The organism is Phenylobacterium sp., from assembly GCF_036723115.1.
Classification (GTDB): Bacteria; Pseudomonadota; Alphaproteobacteria; order Caulobacterales; family Caulobacteraceae; genus Phenylobacterium.
The window spans coordinates 8,125-27,963 of sequence record NZ_DAIMHV010000021.1 but is presented as its reverse complement, the minus strand read 5'-3'; the positions used below and the strand labels follow the sequence as shown (position 1 = coordinate 27,963).

At 69.3% G+C, this 19,839-nt stretch carries 18 protein-coding genes and 1 pseudogene; 7 read left to right on the top strand and 12 right to left on the bottom strand.

The genetic code is table 11. The annotated features are described in order from the left end of the window. The first annotated feature begins 166 nt into the window (after positions 1-166). On the top strand, positions 167-1,204 hold the full coding sequence (locus tag V7D28_RS04340; protein WP_333586135.1) for an alpha/beta fold hydrolase: 1,038 nt from the start codon (positions 167-169) through the stop codon (positions 1,202-1,204). Positions 1,205-1,440: 236 nt separating this feature from the next. Here V7D28_RS04340 and V7D28_RS04335 read toward each other — a convergent pair whose 3' ends face one another. The 6 genes and pseudogenes from V7D28_RS04335 to V7D28_RS04310 all read right to left on the bottom strand — a co-directional run. Continuing rightward, on the bottom strand, positions 1,441-1,629 hold the full coding sequence (locus V7D28_RS04335; RefSeq protein WP_333586134.1) for a hypothetical protein: 189 nt from the start codon (positions 1,627-1,629) through the stop codon (positions 1,441-1,443). Positions 1,630-1,706: 77 nt separating this feature from the next. Further along, the gene (locus V7D28_RS04330) at positions 1,707-2,783 is read right to left on the bottom strand and encodes an acetamidase/formamidase family protein (RefSeq protein ID WP_333586133.1); all 1,077 of its coding nucleotides are present in this window, start codon (positions 2,781-2,783) and stop codon (positions 1,707-1,709) included. An 86-nt stretch (positions 2,784-2,869) separates the two neighbouring features. Beyond that, positions 2,870-6,028 (bottom strand): TonB-dependent receptor, encoded by a 3,159-nt coding sequence (locus tag V7D28_RS04325; RefSeq protein ID WP_333586132.1) that lies wholly within the window; start codon positions 6,026-6,028, stop codon positions 2,870-2,872. A gap of 136 nt (positions 6,029-6,164) precedes the next feature. Then, the gene (locus tag V7D28_RS04320) at positions 6,165-7,115 is read right to left on the bottom strand and encodes a FecR family protein (RefSeq protein WP_333586131.1); all 951 of its coding nucleotides are present in this window, start codon (positions 7,113-7,115) and stop codon (positions 6,165-6,167) included. Continuing rightward, positions 7,081-7,668: an RNA polymerase sigma factor gene (locus V7D28_RS04315; protein ID WP_333586130.1), complete on the bottom strand. Its 588-nt coding sequence runs from the start codon at positions 7,666-7,668 to the stop codon at positions 7,081-7,083. Before V7D28_RS04315 ends, V7D28_RS04320 begins: the two co-directional genes overlap by 35 nt. A 229-nt stretch (positions 7,669-7,897) precedes the next feature. Next, positions 7,898-8,353: pseudogene (locus V7D28_RS04310) on the bottom strand (metal-dependent hydrolase); the annotation flags it as partial. A gap of 93 nt (positions 8,354-8,446) precedes the next feature. On the opposite strand from V7D28_RS04310, the gene V7D28_RS04305 reads away from it, so the two are divergent. Then, positions 8,447-8,710 (top strand): type II toxin-antitoxin system Phd/YefM family antitoxin, encoded by a 264-nt coding sequence (locus V7D28_RS04305; protein WP_333586129.1) that lies wholly within the window; start codon positions 8,447-8,449, stop codon positions 8,708-8,710. A gap of 7 nt (positions 8,711-8,717) precedes the next feature. After that, positions 8,718-9,149 carry a growth inhibitor PemK gene (locus V7D28_RS04300; protein ID WP_333586128.1) on the top strand — a complete coding sequence of 144 codons (432 nt, stop codon included), beginning with the start codon at positions 8,718-8,720 and terminating at the stop codon, positions 9,147-9,149. A 248-nt stretch (positions 9,150-9,397) separates the two neighbouring features. Here V7D28_RS04300 and V7D28_RS04295 read toward each other — a convergent pair whose 3' ends face one another. Continuing rightward, positions 9,398-10,252, bottom strand: coding sequence for a metal-dependent hydrolase (locus V7D28_RS04295; protein ID WP_333586127.1), 855 nt, complete (start codon positions 10,250-10,252; stop codon positions 9,398-9,400). Positions 10,253-10,349: 97 nt separating this feature from the next. Between V7D28_RS04295 and V7D28_RS04290 the strand changes: the two genes are divergently transcribed. Next, a complete protein-coding gene (locus V7D28_RS04290; RefSeq protein ID WP_333586126.1) occupies positions 10,350-10,940 on the top strand; it encodes a TetR/AcrR family transcriptional regulator in 591 nt (196 codons plus the stop codon). Between the two features lie 31 nt (positions 10,941-10,971). Here V7D28_RS04290 and V7D28_RS04285 read toward each other — a convergent pair whose 3' ends face one another. After that, positions 10,972-13,080, bottom strand: coding sequence for a TonB-dependent receptor domain-containing protein (locus tag V7D28_RS04285; RefSeq protein ID WP_333586125.1), 2,109 nt, complete (start codon positions 13,078-13,080; stop codon positions 10,972-10,974). 57 nt (positions 13,081-13,137) lie between these two features. On the opposite strand from V7D28_RS04285, the gene V7D28_RS04280 reads away from it, so the two are divergent. Together V7D28_RS04280 and V7D28_RS04275 are read left to right on the top strand one after the other, a co-directional pair. Next, the gene (locus V7D28_RS04280) at positions 13,138-13,428 is read left to right on the top strand and encodes a helix-turn-helix transcriptional regulator (RefSeq protein ID WP_333586124.1); all 291 of its coding nucleotides are present in this window, start codon (positions 13,138-13,140) and stop codon (positions 13,426-13,428) included. Then, the gene (locus tag V7D28_RS04275; protein ID WP_333586123.1) at positions 13,428-14,237 is read left to right on the top strand and encodes a class I SAM-dependent methyltransferase; all 810 of its coding nucleotides are present in this window, start codon (positions 13,428-13,430) and stop codon (positions 14,235-14,237) included. Before V7D28_RS04280 ends, V7D28_RS04275 begins: the two co-directional genes overlap by 1 nt. Before the next feature lie 52 nt (positions 14,238-14,289). Here the strand turns inward: V7D28_RS04275 and V7D28_RS04270 are convergent, their stop codons facing one another. Further along, positions 14,290-15,063 carry a PhoH family protein gene (locus V7D28_RS04270; protein ID WP_333586122.1) on the bottom strand — a complete coding sequence of 258 codons (774 nt, stop codon included), beginning with the start codon at positions 15,061-15,063 and terminating at the stop codon, positions 14,290-14,292. 313 nt (positions 15,064-15,376) lie between these two features. Here V7D28_RS04270 and V7D28_RS04265 point away from each other — a divergent pair, with 313 nt between their 5' ends. Next, entirely contained in the window at positions 15,377-15,904 is a 528-nt protein-coding gene (locus V7D28_RS04265; protein WP_333586121.1) for a gamma carbonic anhydrase family protein, read from the top strand. Here V7D28_RS04265 and V7D28_RS04260 read toward each other — a convergent pair. The 3 genes from V7D28_RS04260 to V7D28_RS04250 all read right to left on the bottom strand — a co-directional run bounded on the left by V7D28_RS04260 (position 15,901) and on the right by V7D28_RS04250 (position 19,595). Beyond that, the gene (locus tag V7D28_RS04260) at positions 15,901-16,935 is read right to left on the bottom strand and encodes an ABC transporter ATP-binding protein (protein ID WP_333586120.1); all 1,035 of its coding nucleotides are present in this window, start codon (positions 16,933-16,935) and stop codon (positions 15,901-15,903) included. The genes V7D28_RS04265 and V7D28_RS04260 overlap by 4 nt on opposite strands. Before the next feature lies 1 nt (position 16,936). Next, a complete protein-coding gene (locus tag V7D28_RS04255; RefSeq protein WP_333586119.1) occupies positions 16,937-18,337 on the bottom strand; it encodes an ABC transporter permease in 1,401 nt (466 codons plus the stop codon). A 208-nt stretch (positions 18,338-18,545) separates the two neighbouring features. Next, positions 18,546-19,595, bottom strand: coding sequence for an extracellular solute-binding protein (locus V7D28_RS04250; protein WP_333586118.1), 1,050 nt, complete (start codon positions 19,593-19,595; stop codon positions 18,546-18,548). Positions 19,596-19,839: the final 244 nt, after the last annotated feature.

Here is a 19,839-nt window from a genome sequence, read left to right as displayed (position 1 = left end):
GGCATGGACGACTTCGTCTCCAAGCCTTTTCAGCCCGACGCCTTCCTGCGCACCGTGGCCCGCAACCTGCACCCCGACGGCGGGGAGCCCGAAGAGGCGCTTAGCAAGGCTTCCGCCCACTGAAGCGCCGGGATATGGGACGGAAGGTCCCGTCTGATTGCGCCGTATGCTGAAAATCTTCGCCGCCGCCCTCGCCCTGTTCCTTGTCGCCTGGCTGGCGGTGGGCTGGGGGCTCGCCAGCCTGTTCGCCCCCAAGACACCGCGCGGGGAATTCGTGGACCTGGGCGATCGTCGGCTGCGTGTGGTGTGCGAAGGCCCCGAACGGGGTCGCCCGGTATGGCTGGAGGCGGGATCGTTCGGATTTTCCGCCGACTTCGCCGACCTGCAGAGCGCGCTGGCCCGGGAAGGCTTCTTCGTCTGCGCCTATGACCGGGCGGGTCTTGGCTATTCCGACCCTGCGCCGGGGCCGCGCGACAGCGCCGCCATCGTCACCGACCTGGAGCGGCTGCTTCAGGTCCGGGGCGTGGACCAGCCCGTCATCCTTCTGGGCCATTCCATGGCCGGCCAGCACGTACGGCTCTTCGCCGTGCGTCACCCGGAGCGGATCGCAGGGCTGGTGCTAGTGGACGCCGCTACCCCCGAAGCGGTGGACATTCCCCTGGTGCAGCGCTTCGTGCGCACCTTCGGCGCCATCTCTCAGGTGACCGCCACGGCCGCCACGCTCGGCCTGCTCAAGCCCCTGTTCTTCCTGGGCGACAGGATCGGTCTTGCGGGCTCGGCGGTTCGAGAGAAACAGGCCATGTTCGTCTCCGGTCGCCATGCCCGTACCGCCTCGGCCGAAGCCCGCCTCTGGTTGAAGGGCGCGGCCCTGGCCAAGGCTGCGGGCGGGCTTGACCCGGCCTGGCCGGTGGCGGTGGTCACCGCCGGGGCCGCCGCGCGGGCCGACAGCGAATGGGGCCGGGCTCGCCTAGCGCCCGTGCGCGGGTCCGTCGCCGGCAGCTATACGGCCGTGCCCGAGGCCGGCCACGCCAGCATCCTGTCGGCCGCTCACAACATCGCCATCGTCGCGGCGGTCAAGCACGTGGCCGAGGCCAGCGCTCAGTTGGTGGAAGGCGCCGGAGCCGGCGGTCCAGGCGTTGGCGTCACCACAGCTCCGCCGGGCGTACCCGGCGCATCCCCGCTGGCCGGGGCCTCGGGCATGTAACTGGTGCTGGCCGGAGGTTGGGGCATGGTTCCACCTTGCGGGGTGGTCCGCTCACCGCCGCGGGCGATGAAGCTGTAGGCGATCCAGCCGGCGATGACGGCCAGGATGATCCACACCAGGGGCGGGATTTTCCGCTTGGCCTTGGGTGTCCGGTCAAGGTCGACCATCAGGTCCTCCTGAAAAAGCGAAGGGCCAGACGTCGCCGTCTGGCCCCAGTCATGGTCTCCAGCGGCGCCTTAGAGGGCGCTGCCGCCGGTTCCGCCCGGGCCGCCGGTTCCCGTGGCGCCGCCCTTGTGGGTGCTGTTCTCATCGGCCCGGCGATTGTCCCCCAGGTCGCGGCCGTCTCGACCGGGGACCTGATTTGCGGTGGCCGGCTTGCGGTCGGCGGGATCGGTCCGGTCCTGAGGGGTCTGGTTCTGGCTCATGGGGCGTCTCCTCTGTTGAGAAGACAACCCCCTGGCCCAGGGGCGGTTTCACCTTGGCCGCAAACTCTCCGTCCGGCTCAGTCGGTCCAATAGGGGGCGCGGGTCTTGAACAGGGACTTGGGCACCGTCCCATAGATCAGCAGCACCCCGTCCACCGCCTCGGCCACGGCGAAGTTCACCGCCAGGCTGGAGAGGGAATAGCCGTCCGCCGTGCTCAGGCCCTTGCGCGCCTCCAGAAAGGCCACGGTGTTCTCCACCGACTTGCGCAGGGCGTTGTCCAGGTCCTCGTCCAGGCCCATCACATAGTAGTTGTCGGCATCCTCTGCGAAGGGGGCGGGCATGTCGGCGCCCTTGCCCTTGTGGACGATGAACTGGAGGGTGGCGGTCAGAGAGGCCTCCAGGGCGTTGCCCGAAACCTCGCCGTCCCCCTGCACGGCATGCGAGTCGCCCGTATAGAAGAGGGCGCCCGGATTGAAGACCGGCAGATAGAGGGTTGAGCCCACCAGCAGACGGTTCAGGTCCATATTGCCGCCGAAAATGCCCGGCGCCCGGGAGCCCACCTGGCCGATGGCCGGGTCAGGCGCCACGGCCATGATGCCCATGAAGGGCGCCAGCGGGATCTCGATCTCCGGCGAGAACAGGGCGACATTGCGGTCCAGGTCCAGCTTGATGATCTTCTGGACCTGCTCCTTCAGCAGGCCGGGCACGACGCCGCCCGTGCCCGGACTGTTCACGCCGTAGGGAACCCGGTGTTCCAGGGCGACCACGCGAACCTCCAGCATGTCGCCGGGCTCTGCGCCGTCCACATAGATGGGACCGGTGAGGGCGTGGCCGCGCCAGCCCGCTCCGGTGCTGGCCGCGGCGATGTCGATGACGTCCTGCAGAACCTCGTCGGCGGGGATGCCGGCCTGGGCGAAGTAGGCCACGGGGTCATCGGTCATGCCCCCGTGCGAGACCGTGTCGATGCGCACGGTCTGACCCGACTGGACCCGAAGCACCGGGGCTCGCGTGGCCGAGATGGAGCCGCGCAACACGGTCTGTGGCGTGGAGCGAAGCATGTGGTCAGGGGCGGCGCGCAGGGGCGTGAGGTCCTGGGCCGCGGCTGGCAGGGCGATGGCCGCGGCTGTGGCCAGGAGGCAGAGAGTTCGGATCACGACGGGGTTTCCTTGACTGGAGATAGGGAGGCGAAGGGAGCGGATTTGGCGCCGGCCGAACCCGCTCCCGCTCTGGAACCGAGGTCCTAGAAGCTCATCCGGACGCCGGCCTTGAAGGCGCGGCCGACCAGGTCATAGGGCGAGCCATTGATGCTGATCGCCACGATGGGCGGATCCTTGTCGAACAGGTTGTCGATGTTCAGGAAGGCCTGGATCTGCCGGTTCGGCCGGTCGACCACCTGGTAACGCAGGCTGGTGTTCCAGTAGACGGCCTCGGGCCAGACGTTCTTGTTCACGCTGTTCGAGGCGGCCGGATTATAGGTGGGGTCTTCCGGGCCCACGAGATTGACGCTGTACTTGATGGAGCTGGTGTAGCGGACCATCAGATTGGCGGTGAGGCGGCCGATCTCATAGGTGGCCTGGCCGTTCCAGGACCAGGTGGGCACGGTGGCGCCGGCATTGTCGGTGTCGCGCGTGCCGGCGATGGTCCGTAGATCGTCGACCCAGGTGCCCAGGGCCCGCAGGGTCAGGCCGCCGGGAAGGTCGAAGCCCTCCAGCGGCACGCGGTAGACCGCCTCGATGTCCACCCCGTTGGTGCGGAAGGCGTTGAGGTTGAGCTGGGGCACGTCGACCCGGGAGACGCCCACCGGGCTGCTGGGGTCCAGTTGCACGAAGCGGGCGAAGGACTGCTCGCCATTGACCAGCAGGCGGTCGAGAATTTCCTGCACCCCCAGGGTGGCGATCACGTCGCGGATCTCGATGTCGTAATAGTCCACCGAGGCCCGGAAGCCGCTGGCCCAGGCCCAGGTGGGCTGGAAGACCACGCCGACGGTGGTCGTGTCGGCGGTCTCGGGTTGCAGCTCGTTGTTGCCCACCGTGTTGGACTTGGTGAAGCCTGAGCGGCCGGTGACCCGGTTCACCACATTGGGATTGCCCTCGGAGCCCGGATTGAAAAGCTCGTTGATGTTCGGCGCCCGGATGTCCCGCGAGCGGGTGAAGCGCAGGCGCAGGGCGTCCACCGGCTCCCAGGTGGCGCCCACCTTCCAGGTCGTCACCGCGCCAGAGGTGGAATAGTGGGTGCGGCGCACCGCCCCGTTCAGGTCCAGGGCCTGGGCGAAGGGCAGGTCGCGGAGAAGCGGCACGCCGCCTTCCAGATAGGCCTCCTTGACCTCGATGGCGCCGGTATAGGTGGGATAGTTCTGGTTCATCAGCGCGCCCCGCTTACAGTCGGGGCAGCCGTTCACATCGGCGGTGTCTCGCCGCCACTCCACCCCGGTGGCGATGGCCACAGGGCCGGCCGGCAGGTCGAACAGCTCACCGGCCAGATTGGCCTGGACCGTGTATTGCCGCAGGTCGTTCTTCTGCTGCGAGGCGGAATTGAAATAGGCCAGGGCCGCCTTGTTCTGTTCGATATTGGCCCCGAAGATGTTGTAGGGCACGCAGCCGGGCGACAGGTTGGCGATCCACTTGGCCCGCTCGTCAGGCCGCTGGGCGTTGAAGAAGGGGTTGGTGGCCACCGGCCCGCAGGCGGGCTTTCCGTCGGGCCCGGTCACCACATAGGCCGACTGGTAGAAGTCTGCGGTCCTGGGCGTCCCGCTGAGGTTGGGGTTGAAGGTGGCGCGGCCCAGGCCCAGCCCGATGTCCCAGGACCAGTCTCCGAACACCGTGCCATCGACCCCGAAGTCGGCCTGCAGGCTTTCGGTTCGGTTGCGGGACCGGATCGACCCCACATCGTCCCTGCGGGTGGCGCTGTAGTTGAAGCGGTCGACCCCGGCGGCCTGCATGGCCGTGACGACGGAGGCGGGCAGGAACGGGTTGGAGATCAGCACCGGATAGTTGTTGAAGTTCGGAATCCGCGCCCCGAACGACTGCCCATAGGTCAGCAGGTTGCCGTAGTGCAGCTGGGCGAAGGCGTTGATGTCCGGGGTGATCTCGTACTCCACCCGGGCAAGCGCGGCGCTGCGATCATAGGCCGGCCGCAGGCGCTGGTCGGGATTCTCCCAGCTGTCCACTGTGCCGCCGATCATCTCGGTGTTCCCGATGATCGAGCCGTACTGATACTGGAAAATGCCACCATCGGCGTTCCAGGCCGTGCCCCGCAGGGGACCGGACGTGATCAGGCCGTTGCTGTTGTAGGCCGAGGTGAACACCTGGTTGGAGATGATGGTCGCGGGCAGTCCGGCGGGCCGGTTGGTCGGCAGGGACATGACGCCGGGGTATTTCGCGCCCCAGTCGCGGGAGTCCATCAGGCCGGTGCCGTTGTTCAGGGTGAAGTCGCCGCCGATGATGAAATGGCCGCGGCCGTCGGCGAAGGCGCGGCCCCAGGCGGTGGAGCCCGTGACCTCCACATTGTCGCCTTCCTGCGAGACGCCGTACTGCAGGTTGACGTCCAGCCCCTCCATCCGATTGCGCAGGATGAAGTTGACCACCCCGGCCACGGCGTCGGACCCATAGGCCGCAGAGGCGCCGCCGGTGACGATCTCCACCCGCTCGATGAGACTGGTGGGAATGAGGTTGGTGTCGAACAGGCCGGTCTGGCCGTCCGGCACGTGGCGGCGGCCGTTCATCATCACCAGGGTCCGTTGCGCCCCCAGGCCCCGCAGGTCGAGATTGGCCTTGGAGGCGTTCTGTGCGCCCGTGGAGTTGACGCTGGGTCCGCTGGAGCCGCGGAAGCTCGGAATGTCGCGCACGATCTCGAACACGCTGCCCGAGGCGCGCTGCTGGATTTCCGTGGCGCCCACCGTGGTCACCGGGGTCGGGGCCTGGAAGCCGCTGACCTGCAGGCGCGAGCCGGTCACCACCACCTCGCCCACTTCCACCTGGGCCGGCGCCGGTGCGGCGGCGACGGGGGGCGGGCTCGCCTGGGCCAGGGTCAGGGGCTCAGCCTGGGTGCGCCAGGCCGCGCGGATCAGGGGCGCCTGGGCCGGGGCCAGGGTGATGGTGCGTCCGTCGTCGGCCACCACGACGAGGCCCGTTCCGGCCAGCAGGCTGTCCAACGCCTGCCGGACGGGCAGGTCGCCCTGGACGCCGCGGGTGTGTTTTTCGCGGACCTGATCGGCGCCCACCAGGATCTGCACGCCCGCCTGCCGGGCGAACTCTGCGATCCCGCTGGCGGCGGGCTGGGCGGTCACCTGGAAGGGCTGGACCTGCGCCAGGGCGGGCGCGGCGGTCAGGATGGCGCCCACGGCGACAGCCCCCATCAGGTGGCGGCGCAGCGGCGCCGAACGCGAAGGTGTCTTGGTCATGTTATCCCCCAACGACGCCTCGGGTGGCGTCATCGGGGAGGACGAGGGGGGACGGAACTTCCGTGGGCGTTCCGGCGAGGCGGGCGCGGATGGCCGCGATTGCCCGGATTTTGGACAGGATTCGGCGCTGTTTCGCCTAGCGGCGCCGGATGCGCAGCACTTCGCCCTCGCGCACGGTCTCGGCCGGCAGCAACTGGCTCACCGCGCCGGCGAAGCCCTCCGGGTCGGTGGTGCGGAAGAGGCCCACCAGCTTTTCCTGGCGCAGGGACGGGTCGATGATCTCGATCTTCACGCTGTTGTAGCGGTTGAACTCGGCGGCCGCCTCGCCCAGCGTCTCCCCGTCCAGCACCACCTCGCCCTGGCGCCAGGCCAGGCTCCGGCGCACCGCGGCCGGATCTTCCTGGACGCGGAGGGCGGTTTCCTCGCGGCTCACGCTCAGTCGCTGGCCCGCCGCCACCCTGGCCCGTTCAGCGCTGCCCTCCAGCCAGGCCTCCACCTCGCCTTCGGTCACCTGCAACTGACTGCTGGTCCGATGGCGGCGCACGCTGAAGGCCGTGCCGATCGCCTGGAACGACGCCTCGCCGGCGGCCACCACAAAGGGCCGCTCGGCGTCGCGGGCGATGTCGAACCAGGCCTCGCCGCGCACCATCTCCACCTGACGGCGCCGTCCGGTGAAGCGCACCCGCAGTTCGGTGCTGGTGTTCAGCATCATGAGGGTTCCGTCGGGCAGGGGGGTGCGGCGCACCTCGCCCAGGCCGGTCTGGTGGGTCTCATACCCCAGCCGTCCCCAGATCATGAGGCCCGCCGCCGAGGCCGCGACGGCGCCGGCTCCCGCGCCCAGGGTCAGGAAGCGCCTGCGGCTGGGCGCCTCAGCCGAATGCGCGGCCTCAGCCGGCAGGGTGCGGCTGCGATCCACCAGACTCAAAGCGGCCTGAGCCCGAAGGAAGGCGCCCTGCCGCCGCGGATCGGCGGCCAGCCAGGCGCTCAGCTCGGGATCTGTCGCAGGGTCCAGGCCGCCGGCGTCGGCGCGGACGGCCCAGAGCGCGGCCTCCTCATCGATCCTTCCTGCGGCGGATGCGTCTGTCATCGGACCCTTTATGCGGACCTGCGTCCTCTACACTCTCGCCGTCCGTCAGGGCGCTCAGGAGCAGGCGCAAACCCCGCGCCGCCTGGGCCTCGACCACATTCTCCGTCACGCCCAGCCGCTGGGCGATCTCCCGCTGGGACAGGCCCTCGATGCGGCGGAGCATGAATATCGTTCGGCAACGCTCCGGCAAAGTCTGGATCGCCGCCTGCACCTTGCGCAGTTCGAGCCGGCCGGCCACCACCCGTTCCGACGAAGGCTCACTGTCATAGACGTCCATCAGGGCGATTTCCGTGGACTGGGCGAGCGAAATCACCCGGGCCTGCCGCAGTCGGTCCACCACGAGGCTCCGCACCGTCTGAAAGAGATAGGCCCGGCCGCTGCGAATGTGGTCGGTGCTCTCCAGGGCGGCGATCCTGCAATAGGCGTCCTGGATGATGTCGTCGGTCTCGTCGCGGCTCCAGCCGGCGCGACGCAGCCAACGCCGCACGTCGCCTTCATGCGGCAGGATCTGGGCGCCAACCCAGGCCACGAATTTCGCGCGGGGCGCAGCCATCGCCGGTCCTTCTGGCCAAGCCTGCGGGCTTGACCGTCGGCGAAAGGCTCCGCATTGGGGACCCTGTGATCAAGACGGCCGGGCCGTCTCATCGGCGATCCTGCACGCTCAGGAGAGATTCAGGCGCCGATTGCCTAGTCCGCGCGCGCTGATACGACCCCGGGTCGCAGCCTTGAGGTGCATTCCGGCTTTGGCGCCGCCAGGCCGTGCAGGTCGGATCTTGCCGCCGTCAGGCCGGCTGGGCGGCGGCCGCGTCGAACTCGGTTTTCCAGGCGGCGAGCGTCGGGCCTGTGCTCTTCTGATCCCAGGGGTGGAAGCCGGGACGGTACCAGGCGAAATAGGTCCGCCAGCCGCGGCGGAAGAGACCAGGCCTTCCCCAGACGAAGCCCTTCACCGCCTTCAGCGCCGCTTCGGGGGTATAGCCGTCGGCCTCCAGCAGGCGGGCGGCGTAGCGGGTGATGTTGCGGGTGAACATCAGCGTGATCAGGGCCATGGCCACGCAGCGACGGCGGTAGCGCAGCAGGGGCGACCAGTCCTTGGTGGCCGCCATGAAGACGTCATAGGCCACGGCCTTGTGCTCGGTCTCCTCCAGGGCGTGCCAGCGCCACAGGCGCTCGATGGCCGGATCGGTCTTCTGGAACAGTTCGTCGCGATGCCGGATGTGGCTCTCGGCCATCATGGCCGTGTCCGCCCTCATCGACCTTCGTTGAGCGGCTTGCTTTTCTGGCGAATTTAGCTAATATAGGAAGGGTCTGAGGCTGCCCCGAGGGAGGCCCCCATGAGCGACAACTCTGTGAGCGCGACCGAGTTTCAAACGCGGGCCGGACTTTACATCGAACAGGCGGCTAAGGCGCCCGTGTTCATCACCAAGCACCGCCGACCGGCGCGCGTGCTGATCGACATCGAAGAATACAATCGGCTGAAGGCGCGCGACACCCGGCGGGTCTACGCCGCTGAAGACCTGCCCGATGAGTGGGTCGAGGCCTTGAAGTCGGCAGACTATGGCGATGCCGATCCTGATCTCGACGCGCTGATGAAATAGGCTGTTCGTGAAGAAGCCGGCGCCGCAGGTCGGCCTCGTCATCCGATACGACTTCCTCTGGTCGCATGAGCGTGGACGCGGCCGCGAGGACGGGACGAAGGAACGGCCTTGCGTGATCGTGACCGCCATCATTCGCAAGGCTCACGGCGTAACGGAGGTGCTGGTCTCGCCCATCACCCATTCACCGCCAAGGGACGGCGCGGTGGCTATTGAGATTCCGCGCAAGGTTGGTCGCAATCTCGGACTGGATGACGAGCGCAGCTACATCGTCGCCGACGAAAGCAACACCGTCGCATGGGACGACGCTGGGATCGTTCCTGCCGAACCTGGCAAACGATGGGCCTATGGCCGCCTTCCCCGCCCCCTTTACGATCAGCTTCGTGCGTCCATGCTCGACCTGCACAGCAAGCGAAAGCTGAAATCCAGTCGCCGAAGCTGACGACTGCGGCGCCCTTGTCACCGCGTTGTGGCTGCCTCTAGAGGCGCCTTCACAGGGTTGACGATCGCTCGATTTCTCGAGCGAACGACTTGCACCAGCAGGGACTCGACACCTCGACCAAACTGGGACGAGCGACGTTCCGAATCCGGAAGCGCCCGCCCCAGCTCCAAGTGGTGTCGGCCACGAAGTCCAGCTGGGGCGGGCCGGCTGATCGGTGATCCTGGCCGTCCGGATCGGACCTTGCGCCGTCAGGCGGCCTGGGCGGCGGCGTCGAACTCGGCCTTCCAGGCGGCGAGCGTCGGGCCCGTGCTCTTCTGATCCCAGGGGTGGAAGCCGGGGCGGTACCAGGCGAAATAGGTCCGCCAGCCGCGGCGGAAGAGACCAGGCCTTCCCCAGACGAAGCCCTTCACCGCCTTCAGCGCCGCTTCGGGGGTATAGCCGTCGGCCTCCAGCAGGCGGGCGGCGTAGCGGGTGATGTTGCGGGTGAACATCAGCGTGATCAGGGCCATGGCCACGCAGCGACGGCGGTAGCGCAGCAGGGGCGACCAGTCCTTGGTGGCCGCCATGAAGACGTCATAGGCCACGGCCTTGTGCTCGGTCTCCTCCAGGGCGTGCCAGCGCCACAGGCGCTCGATGGCCGGATCGGTCTTCTGGAACAGTTCGTCGCGATGCCGGATGTGGCTCTCGGCCATCATGGCCGTGAAGTGCTCCAGGGCGATGGTGGAGATCAGCATGGCCATGGGCCCGCGGGAGCGGCTGAACGCCACCCGCTCGCGGATTTGCGCCTCGATCTCCGGGGCGGCCGTGTAGTGAGCCCGGTCGATGAGCTGGTTCAGGGCGTGGTGCTCGCGGGAGTGGATGGCCTCCTGGGCGATGAAGCCGCGCACATCGTCCGAGAGCTTGCCCGAGACCCGGTCGCGATAGTGGCGCACGGCGTCCATGAACAGGCGCTCGCCGTCAGGAAAGGTTAGGGACAGCGCGTTGAACACCGCCGTGGCCACGGGATCTCCGTCCAGCCAATGGCGCGCGGGCGGCGCCTCCAGGGTGAAGCGGATATCGCGGGGAGTCACCTCGACCTGCGCGGGCGTGGTCTTGTGCGTCATGGCGTGATCCTGTGGCCGGGCCTAAAGACCCTGAGGCTTGTCTGCTCCCGCCAATCTAGTTTTATCTACAAAAATGTCAATAGAACCTGCCCGCCGTGTGAGGCGATCCCCGGAGGCCGCCCGGGAGAACATCCTCTCCGCCGCCGAACAGCTGCTGGTGGCCAAGGGGCCGCAAGCCCTGAAGCTGGTGGACGTGGCCCAGGCCGCCGGCGTCTCCCACGCCACGGTGCTGCATCACTTCGGCTCCATCAACGGCGTGCAGACGGCCCTGGCCGAGGCCATGATCCGCCAGCTGGTGGCCCAGGTGGTGGCCGCAGGTCCTCAGGGCGAAGGCGAAGGGGCGGGGGATGAGACGCGGCTCGACCGGGTGGCCCAGGTCCTGTTCGACGCCTTTGAGTCCGCCGGCGGCGCCCGTCTGGCGGCCTGGCTGGAGCTGACCGGCGAGACGCGTCGGCTCACCCTGGTGCGCTCGGCGGTGGAGGAGGTGATCTCCGGCCCCATGGCCCAGAAGGGGCTCGATCCCGATCGGGCCGCCAATCTGATCCTGGTGGCCGTGTCCCTGGCCCTGGGGGTCGGCCTGATCGGCCGGTCCCTGGCCGAGCTGGTGGGCCGCCCCCCGGAAAGCACCCGGGAGGCGGCGCTGGCCTTTCTCAAGGCCGGCCTCTCAGCCTCGGCGCACGAGGCCTGAGGGCCGGCGGGGTCGTCTCAGGCTCGCGGCCTCAGTAGCTGGCGCGCATTCCGATCAGCACGCTGCGCCCCCGCATGGGGGCCAGGGTGGAGAGGAAGGAGGTGTGGCTGAGCGCGGTCTCGTCCAGCAGGTTGGTCCCGCGCAGGAACACCTGCTTGCGGAAGGACCCGCCGTCGAACTCATAGGCCAGGGTGGCGTTGACCATGTCATGGCCCGGCGTCTTCACCTCGAAGGCGGCGATCTGATCCTGCTCGAAGGTGCGGATGTACTCGACGTCTCCCGACCAGTCCCCCCAGCCATAGGCGCCGCGCACGCCCAGACGGGCGGCGGGAATGCGGGGCAGGGGGCCCCCCTCGTCGAGCTCGGCCTTCACCTTGTCCCCGAAGACGGTGGCCTCGAACCCGCCTGCGAAGGCGTAGCTGACCTCGCCCTCCACCCCGGTGAAGCTGGCATCGGCCTGGCTGTAGCGGATCAGGCGGAAGTCCTCGAAGCGGTCCAGGGTCGCGGCGTAGATGTAACCGTCATAGGCGTAGTGATAGGCCGAGGCGGCGAAGGTGAGCGGCCCTTCGGTCTTGCGCAGGCTGATCTCGGCGGAGTTGGCGGTCTCCTCCTCCAGGGTGGCGGTCCCCAGCTCGAAGGTGTTGGTCGCCAGGTGGATGCCCCGGGCATAGAGCTCCTGGGCGTGGGGCGCCCGTTGCGAGCGGGCGAGGTTGAGCGAGGCCGCATAGCCCGGCGCAAAGGTCCAGCTGGCGCCGGCCGAGATCGAGAAGGGCCGATGCTCGGTGTCGGGACGGCCACGCGCGCTGGCCTCCTGCCATTCCTGGCGCACCGCGCCTTCAAAGCGCCAGTCGCCGGCGGTGAACTCTTCCAGCAGGAAGATGGCGCTGTTGCGGGTGGTGCTGGGCGGGACGAAGGACTCCGCGCCCTGCGCGGCGAAGTCGGACTCCGAGGTCTGGGCGCCGATCACCCCGCGGAAGCCGCCGATGGGGCTGTGCTGGACCTCCAGGCGCAGCTCGTGGCCCTTGTTGGTGAAGGTGGTGGAGATCACCCCGTCGTCCACCTCGTCATGGGCGTAGTCGGTGTGGCCGCCGCGGAAGCGGATGCGCTCGATGCCAGCGATGGGATTGCGGATCTCGCCGCGCACGTCGATGCGGCGGCTCTTCAGGTCCACATAGGGAATGTGGCCGTCAGAGTGGTCATGATCATGGTCGTGGTCGTCGCCGTGGTCGTGGCCGCCGCAATGCAGGCTCGATCCGTGCGGGTGGCAGCTCTCATAGGCGTGGTTGTGGCCGGGCAGACCGTACCGGCTCACCTGCTCGCTATAGGCCGCCCCGAGATAGCCCACCGAACCGATCCAGGAGCCGCCCACGGAGAAGCTGTGGCCCTTGTTGTAGGAGCCGGCCAGGCGGTCGAAGCCGGCCTCTTCGTCATGATCATCGTCGTGATCGTGATCGTGATCGTGATCGTGATCATGGTCGTCGTGGGCGAAAGCCGGGGGCCGGTAATAGGGAACCGCATAGTCCGACGTCCTGCGGCCCGCGCCCTCCAGCCGCAGGGCGAAGGGCCCGGCGCCCAGGGTCAGGCCCATGACCCCGGCCCGTTCGTCGTCGGCCGTGCCCAGGCGCAGCTCCACAGCCCCCTGGCTGCCGCCCGCAGGCAGGGCGGTGGGGATCTTGCGGTCGATCAGGTTGACCGCGCCGCCGATGGCGCCGCCGCCATAGAGCAGGGCGCTGGGGCCGCGCAGGACCTCAATCCCTTCCAGAAGCAGGGGCTCGCCGGAGACCGCGTGGTCGGGAGAGACCTCCGAGGCGTCGAACAGCGCCGCCCCGTCGCTGAGAATCTTCACCCGCGGGGCGGTCTGGCCGCGGATCACCGGCCGGCTGGCGCCGCCGCCGAAGGCGTCGGAATTGACGCCGGGAATGGAGACCAGCGTCTCGCCCAAAGTCGCCTGCCGCCGCCGGACCAGGGCCTCGCCCGTGACCACCGCCACATTGGAGATCACTTCCTCGCCGGTGCGGCCCAGGGGATCGGCCGTGACGATCAGCTCATCCACCACCACCTCGGTCCGGGTCTGAGCCGCCGCGGTCCCGGCTAGGACGGCGAGGCTGCCGGCGAGAAAGAGTGTGAGTTTGGCTGACATGACGGGCGGCCCTCTGTAAAAAGCGATGCCGTTGTCTGCTATATTATAACATTACACATGACCAGTCGTTCTTCGCGCCCGTGCGCGCCTGCCAGTTCCGACGCCGCCATCCTGGCGCTGCAGACGGAGGTCTGGACGCTCGTCAGGCGCCGTTTCGACCTGATGCAGGCTCGTCACGGTCTCAGTCAGGCCGCGCTCGCCGCCCAGCTCGGGGTCACACCTGCCCAGGTCAGCCTCTGGTTGCGCGACCCGAAGAGAATGACCATCAAGGCGGCCGCCCGCCTGCTCTTTGCGTTGGAGGCCTCCCTCCATTGCCATCTGGAGCCGGGGGACCAGGGACCCCGATGATGAACCCGCCCGTCTCGGCGCTCTTTCGGCATATCGCCACGCTCCAGGGCGACGCCCCCTGGGGGCGGTTCCTGGACGCCGGGTCCGGGGTCAATTCGGCCCGATGGAGCCTCAGCCTTTCCACCGAGGCCTGGACGGGGGTGACCGCCTCCCGCGCCCATGCCACGGAGATCCATGAGCGCGCCGGCTCAGGCCTGCGGTCCCAGGACCGGCTCCTGGTGGGCGACTGGACCGATCCCAGCCTCCTGGCCGGCGAGCGGTTCGACACGGTCCTGGCCGACTATCTGCTGGGGGCGGTGGAGGGCTTTGCGCCCTATTTCCAGACCAGGCTCTTCCAGCGGCTGGCCCCGCTGGTGGGCGCTCGCCTCTATGTGGTGGGGCTCGATCCCTATGTGGTCGGAGATGCGCCCGATGAGGCCGCCCGCCTCGTCCGCGAGATCGGGCGGCTGCGCGACGCCTGCCTGCTGCTGGCTGATGAGACCCCCTATCGGGAGTTCCCGGCCGAATGGGTGGCCGACGCCCTGACGGCGGCGGGCTTCGTCATCGACTCCGCCCGCCGGTTCCAGAACCGCTACCGCGAAAAGTGGGTTCACGGTCAGCTGGACATGGCTTTGCGCCGCCTGCCCAGGATCGCCGACCAGGCTGTGGCCGCAGCCTTAAGCGACCAGATCGAAGCGCTGCGGGTTCGCGCGCTGGAGCACTGCCGCCGCGAAGGCGGCCTGCGGGCCGGCTCCGACTATGTCCTGGCGGCGCGGCCCGGCCCCCAGGCCCAGATCACAGGCCAGGCCGGGCTCGGACGGTCAGGATGAGCCCGGCCCGAGGCGACGCCATCGGACCAGGCCCGTCCCGTCTTTCACGTCCTCAGAGGACGCCCAGCATCTCGGCCACCAGGGGGTGGCGGACGATGTCGCGGTCCTTCAGGCGGACCACCGCCACATTGCCCACGCTGTCCAGCTTCTCGGCCACCGGCCCCAGGCCCGACAGTTCCGGCAGCAGGTCCGACTGGGCCGGGTCGCCCGTCACCACCATGGTGGAGTGCCAGCCCAGGCGGGTGAGCAGCATCTTCAGCTGCACATAGGTGCAGTTCTGCGCCTCATCGATGACCACGAAGGCGTTGTTCAGGGTCCGGCCGCGCATGAAGCCCACGGGGGCGATCTCGATGGCGCCCTCGGCCATCAGGGCCCGCACCCGCTTCATGGAGAGCCGGTCTGAGAGGGCGTCATAGAGGGGGCGCAGATAGGGGGCGAGCTTGTCCTCCATCTCGCCGGGCAGGAAACCGATGGACTCCCCGGCCTCCACCGCCGGACGGGACAGGACGATGCGGCCCACCCGGCCGGCCTCCAGGGCCTCCACCGCCTTGGCGATGGCCAGATAGGTCTTGCCCGTCCCGGCCGGGCCGAGGGCCAGGACCAGGTTCTTCTGGTCGATGGCCGCGATCAGCTCCTCCTGGCCGGGGGATTTGGCCTTGATGGTCTTCAGATAGCCCTGCTCGCGCCCGTCGTCATTATGGCCCAGGGGCGACCAGCCGCGATCCACGGGCAGCCTGCGGACTTTCGAATCGTCGAACTGCTCGGCGTCGAACGCGCCTTCGCGCAGCTGTCGCTTCAGGGCTCGCTTGGTCATGAAAGCCTCCATCGGGGCATGAAAAAGGGGCGAGTCCGGAATGGACCGCCCCTGGGGATCGGAAGGAATTGGCGAGAGACGCGTGCTGCGCGCCGCGTCGGCGGTTCAGGCCCCCGCAAGGGGGCTGTCAGTGCGGGCCAGGCCCGCGGAAGCCACCAACCCAGCGCCATGGCGCTCCGTCCAAAACATGCGGCGCAGACAGGCCGTCGGCGCCAGAACGACTCAACGGGACCCAACGTTCCCCCGAATCGCGACACGAGTATGATGCTAGCGCGGTTAACCAGGTCTGAACTGCGGCGTTTTGGGCAAGATGTGAGGTGTACGGATGGCTGTCTATAACTTGGGCGACGTCGCTCCCGAACTGCCCGCAGAAGACGAATACTGGATCGCGCCCACGGCGGCGGTCATGGGCAATGTGATTCTCAAGAAGAACGCCTCCGTCTGGTTCGGCGCGACGCTGCGGGGCGACAACGACCCCATCGTCATCGGCGAGAATTCCAATATTCAGGACGGATCGGTGCTGCACACCGATGCGGGATCGCCGCTCACCATCGGTCGCGACGTCACCGTGGGCCACATGGTCATGCTGCATGGCTGCACCATCGGCGACAACAGCCTGGTGGGCATCGGCTCGATCATCCTGAACGGCGCCCGCATCGGGAAGAACTGCCTGATCGGCGCCAACTGCCTGATCACCGAGGGCAAGGAGATCCCCGACAACAGCCTGGTCATGGGCGCGCCGGGAAAGGTGGTCCGCGAGGTCTCAGAGGGTCAGGCCAGGGTCCTGACCGCCTCGGCCCACCACTATGTGGAGAACTGGAAGCGCTACCGGCGCGAGCTGCGGGCTGTCTAGGATTCAGCCCGGACCAGCCAGGCCCCGTCGGGATCGAGCGCCACGGCGCGCCGCTCGCCGGGCGCCGGCGGGGTCCCGGTCTCGCGCAGGCGCAACAGGTGGCCGTCCAGGTCCAGGCTCACCTCATGGAAGGCGCCGGCGAAGCTGACCGCGGTCACCGTGGCCTGGGGCCCTTGCGCCGCCCAGCCCAGGGCCTCGGGGCGGAAAAGCAGGCGGGCCGCGCCCTCGGGCGCCTCGCCGGCGGAAAGGCGGCCCAGCGGGGTCTCGGCCGCGCCCCCCGACACCCTGGCCGGCAGGAGGTTGATCTCGCCCAGCAGGCGCGCGGCCTGGAGGGAGGCCGGGCGGCGGTAGCAGTGGCCCGGCGCGCCGGTCTGGATGATCCTCCCCTGATCCATCAGGGCGAGGGCGTCGGCCATGCGCAGGGCTTCGTCGGCGTCATGGGTGACGATCAGCACCGCGGCGCCCGCGCTCCGCAGGGCGCCCAGCAGGTTTTCCCGCACCTCGCCCTTCAGATGGGCGTCCAGGCCGGAAAAGGGCTCGTCCAGCAGGACTGCGCGGGGCTCGCGCGCCAGCACCCGCGCCAGCGCGACGCGCTGCTGCTCGCCGCCCGACAGCATGTGCGGGAAGGACTGGGCGCGGTCGGCCAGCCGCACCTCGCCCAACATGTCCAGGGCGCGGGCGCGCTGCTCGCGCCGGGGCCGGCCCTTGAGGCCGAAGGCGACGTTCTGCAGCACGTTCAGATGGGGAAAAAGGGCGTAGTCCTGGAAAACGAGACCGATCCCCCGGCGCTCCGGCGGTGTCATGACAGACGGCCCGCAGACCTCCACGCCGTCCACCAGGATGCGCCCGTCGTCGGGCCGCTCCAGGCCCGCAATCATGCGCAGAAGGGTGCTCTTGCCGCAGCCCGAAGGGCCCAGGAGGCAGGTGATCTCGCCCCGGCGCAAAGCGAGGTCCGCCCCGTCCACGGCCAGCCGCGCGCCGAACCGGCGGGTCAGGCCCAGGGCTTGGACGACGATCTCGGCCGGTGTCACGTCAGGAGTCTCCGGGGCGGGAGCCGGCCACCTTGCGGCTCAGCCAGATGACGCCGGGCAGGGCGGCCAGGATGATCAGCAGGGACGGCCAGCCGGCGTTGGCCAGGCGCTCGTCGCGGGCGTAGTTGTCCGCCATCACCGCCAGGGTGTCGAAATTGAAGGGGCGCAGGATCAGCGTCGCCGGCAGCTCTTTGAGCACATCGATGAAGACCAGCAGGGCGGCGGTCAACAGGGCGCCCCGGGCCAGGGGAATCTGGACGGCGGCGGCGGCCCCGATCTCGCCTCGCCCCAGGGTGCGGGCGGCGGCCACGGTGGAGGGCGTGATGCGGGCCAGCCCCGCCTCGATCGGCTCCAGCGCCGCGGCCATGAGCCGGGCGGCATAGGCGTAGGTGAGCAGCAGGACGCCCAGGCCGAGATGACCCGCGCCGCCGGCCACATGGCGCCAGACGAGGCTGGCCGGAACCAGCAGGCCGATGGCCATGACTGCGCCCGGCGTGGCGTAGCCCAGGCTGGCCAGGCGCCCGGCCAGGGGCCAGCGGGCGCCGCCCAGGGCCAGCAGGGCCGCCAGGATCACGGTGACGGCCGCCCCGATCACCGCCAGGCTGGCGGAGCGCCCCGCCGCGGCCAGGACCCGGGGCCATTCCGGGCTTGTCTGGAAGGCGCCATAGGCCAGCCAGCCCACCGGCAGCAGCAGGCCTGCGGTGAGCAGGGCCACACAGAACAGGCTGGCCCCTGCGGCCGCCGCGCCTTTCAGCGGAACCGGCTCCAGGGGACGCCAGCGCACGCCGGCCCCCTCATGCGCCCGACCCTTTCGGCTCTGCCGTTCGATCCACAGGAGCAGGGCCGCGGCCCCCAGCAGGGGCAGGGCGAACTGGGCGGCCGAGGCCAGGGAGCCATAGACGAACCAGGCCCGCACCACGCCGGTGGTCAGGGTCTGGACCCCCAGGAACTGCACCGCGCCAAAGTCGGCCAGGGTCTCCATCACCGCCAGGGCCACCCCGGCGGCGAGCGCTGGGCGGCTGAGCGGCAGGACCACCGCCCAGAGGGTGCGAAAGGGACCCGCGCCCAGGGTGCGGGCGGCTTCGAGCGCGTGCACCGACTGGTTCACCAGCGCCGCCCTCAAAGCGAGATAGACATAAGGATAGAAGGCGCAGGAGAGGATGAAGCCCGCCCCGGCCAGAGTGCGCATGTTCCACGGCAGGTCGAAGCCCGCCTCAGCCCGCAGCCACATGCGCAAGGGCCCGGCCACGTCGAACAGGTCGGCATAGGCATAGGCCACGGCGAAGGCGGGCGCCGCCAGCGGCAGGGCCAGGGCCCAGGAGAAGATGTCCCGCCCCGGAAACCGGCACATGACCACCAGCCAGGCCGCCAGCGCCCCCAGGACTCCCGTGGCGCAGGCCACCAGCCCGGCCAGGGCGACGGAGGTCAGGGCGTAGCGCGCCAGGTCGCGCCCGGCGATGTCGGCGCCGGGACCCCCGGAAAAGGCCGCGGCTGCGACGCCGGCCAGGGGCAGTATGGCGGCCAGCGCCGCGCCCAGCGCCAGTCCCTGAAGCAGGGACCGGTCGGCCAGGCCGCGCCGACGCCCGATGGAGGCAAGACCGCTCAGGGGTCTAGCGCCAGCCCGCGGCGCTCATCATCGACTGGGCGGCCGCCTGGTGGGGACCGAAGGCGGCCACCGACATGGGATGGGCCTGGAAGTCGGCATAGGCGTCCACCGGCGCCGGGGCGGGCACGGCGGGATTGGCCGGGAACTCGTTGTTCATGCGCGCCACCATGTCCTGGGCCTTGGGCGAGGCCAGGAATTCCAGGAAGCGCACGGCGTTGTCGCGGTTGGGGGCGTTGGCCGCCACCCCGCCGCCGGAGACGTTCACATGCGCGCCCTGGCCCTCCAGGCTCGGGAAGGCGAGCTTGACCTTGTCGGTCACCGCCTTGTCGGCGGCGTCGTCTCCACTGGCCATGCGGATATAATAGTAGCTGTTGGTGAGCGCGATCTCGCAGACCCCGGCGTTCACCGCCCGGATCTGGTCGCGGTCGCCGCCTTCGGGCGGGCGGGCCAGATTGGCGGCCACGCCCTCCGCCCAGCCTTTGGCCTTCGCCTCGCCCCAGGCCTCGATCAGGGCGCCCATCAAAGAGAGGTTGTACACATTGTCCGATGAGCGGACGCACAGCTTGCCGCGGAAGCGCGGGCTGGCCAGCTCTTCATAGGTGTCGATCTCGGCCGGCTGCACCTTGGCCGGGTCATAGGCCACCACCCGCGCCCGGCGCGAGAAGCCGTACCACTGGCCGTCCGGCTGGCGCAGATTGGCCGGGATGGCGGCGTCCAGCGTGGGCGAGGTCACCGGCTGGAACAGACCCGCATTCTGGGCCCGCCACAGGGCGCCGGCGTCGGCCGCCAGGAAGACGTCGGCCGGGCTGCCCGGACCTTCGGCCTGCATGCGGGCGATGAGCTGGTCGGGATTGCCCTCGATGCGGTTGACCTTGATCCCGGTCTCGGCGGTGAACGCCTCATAGAGGGCGAGGTCGGCGTCATAGTGGCGCGAGGTATAGAGATTCAGCTCCCCGCCCTGTCCGCCCGCAGGCGCGCTGGCGTCGTCCGCGGCGGGGCTGCAGGCCGCCAGCCAGAGGGTCGCAAGGGTCACGGCGCCGAAGGTGCGGATCATCGGGGGGAGGCCTCCATCAAGAACCAGGACCCGGCCGGGGCCGGAGCGGCGGCAAAATGCCCGCCGCCGCCGCCGCTGTCGAGAGTCGTTCGCAGACCCGCGGCTTGCGAGGGGGCGTTCGTTTGAGTTGGACTATCTGATGGACTATAAATCCATCCCATTGTCTTGCCGACGCGCCGGAGAGGGCCATGCGGATATCCGTAAGCGATGCAAAGGCTCAACTGACCGAACTGGTGCGCCGGGC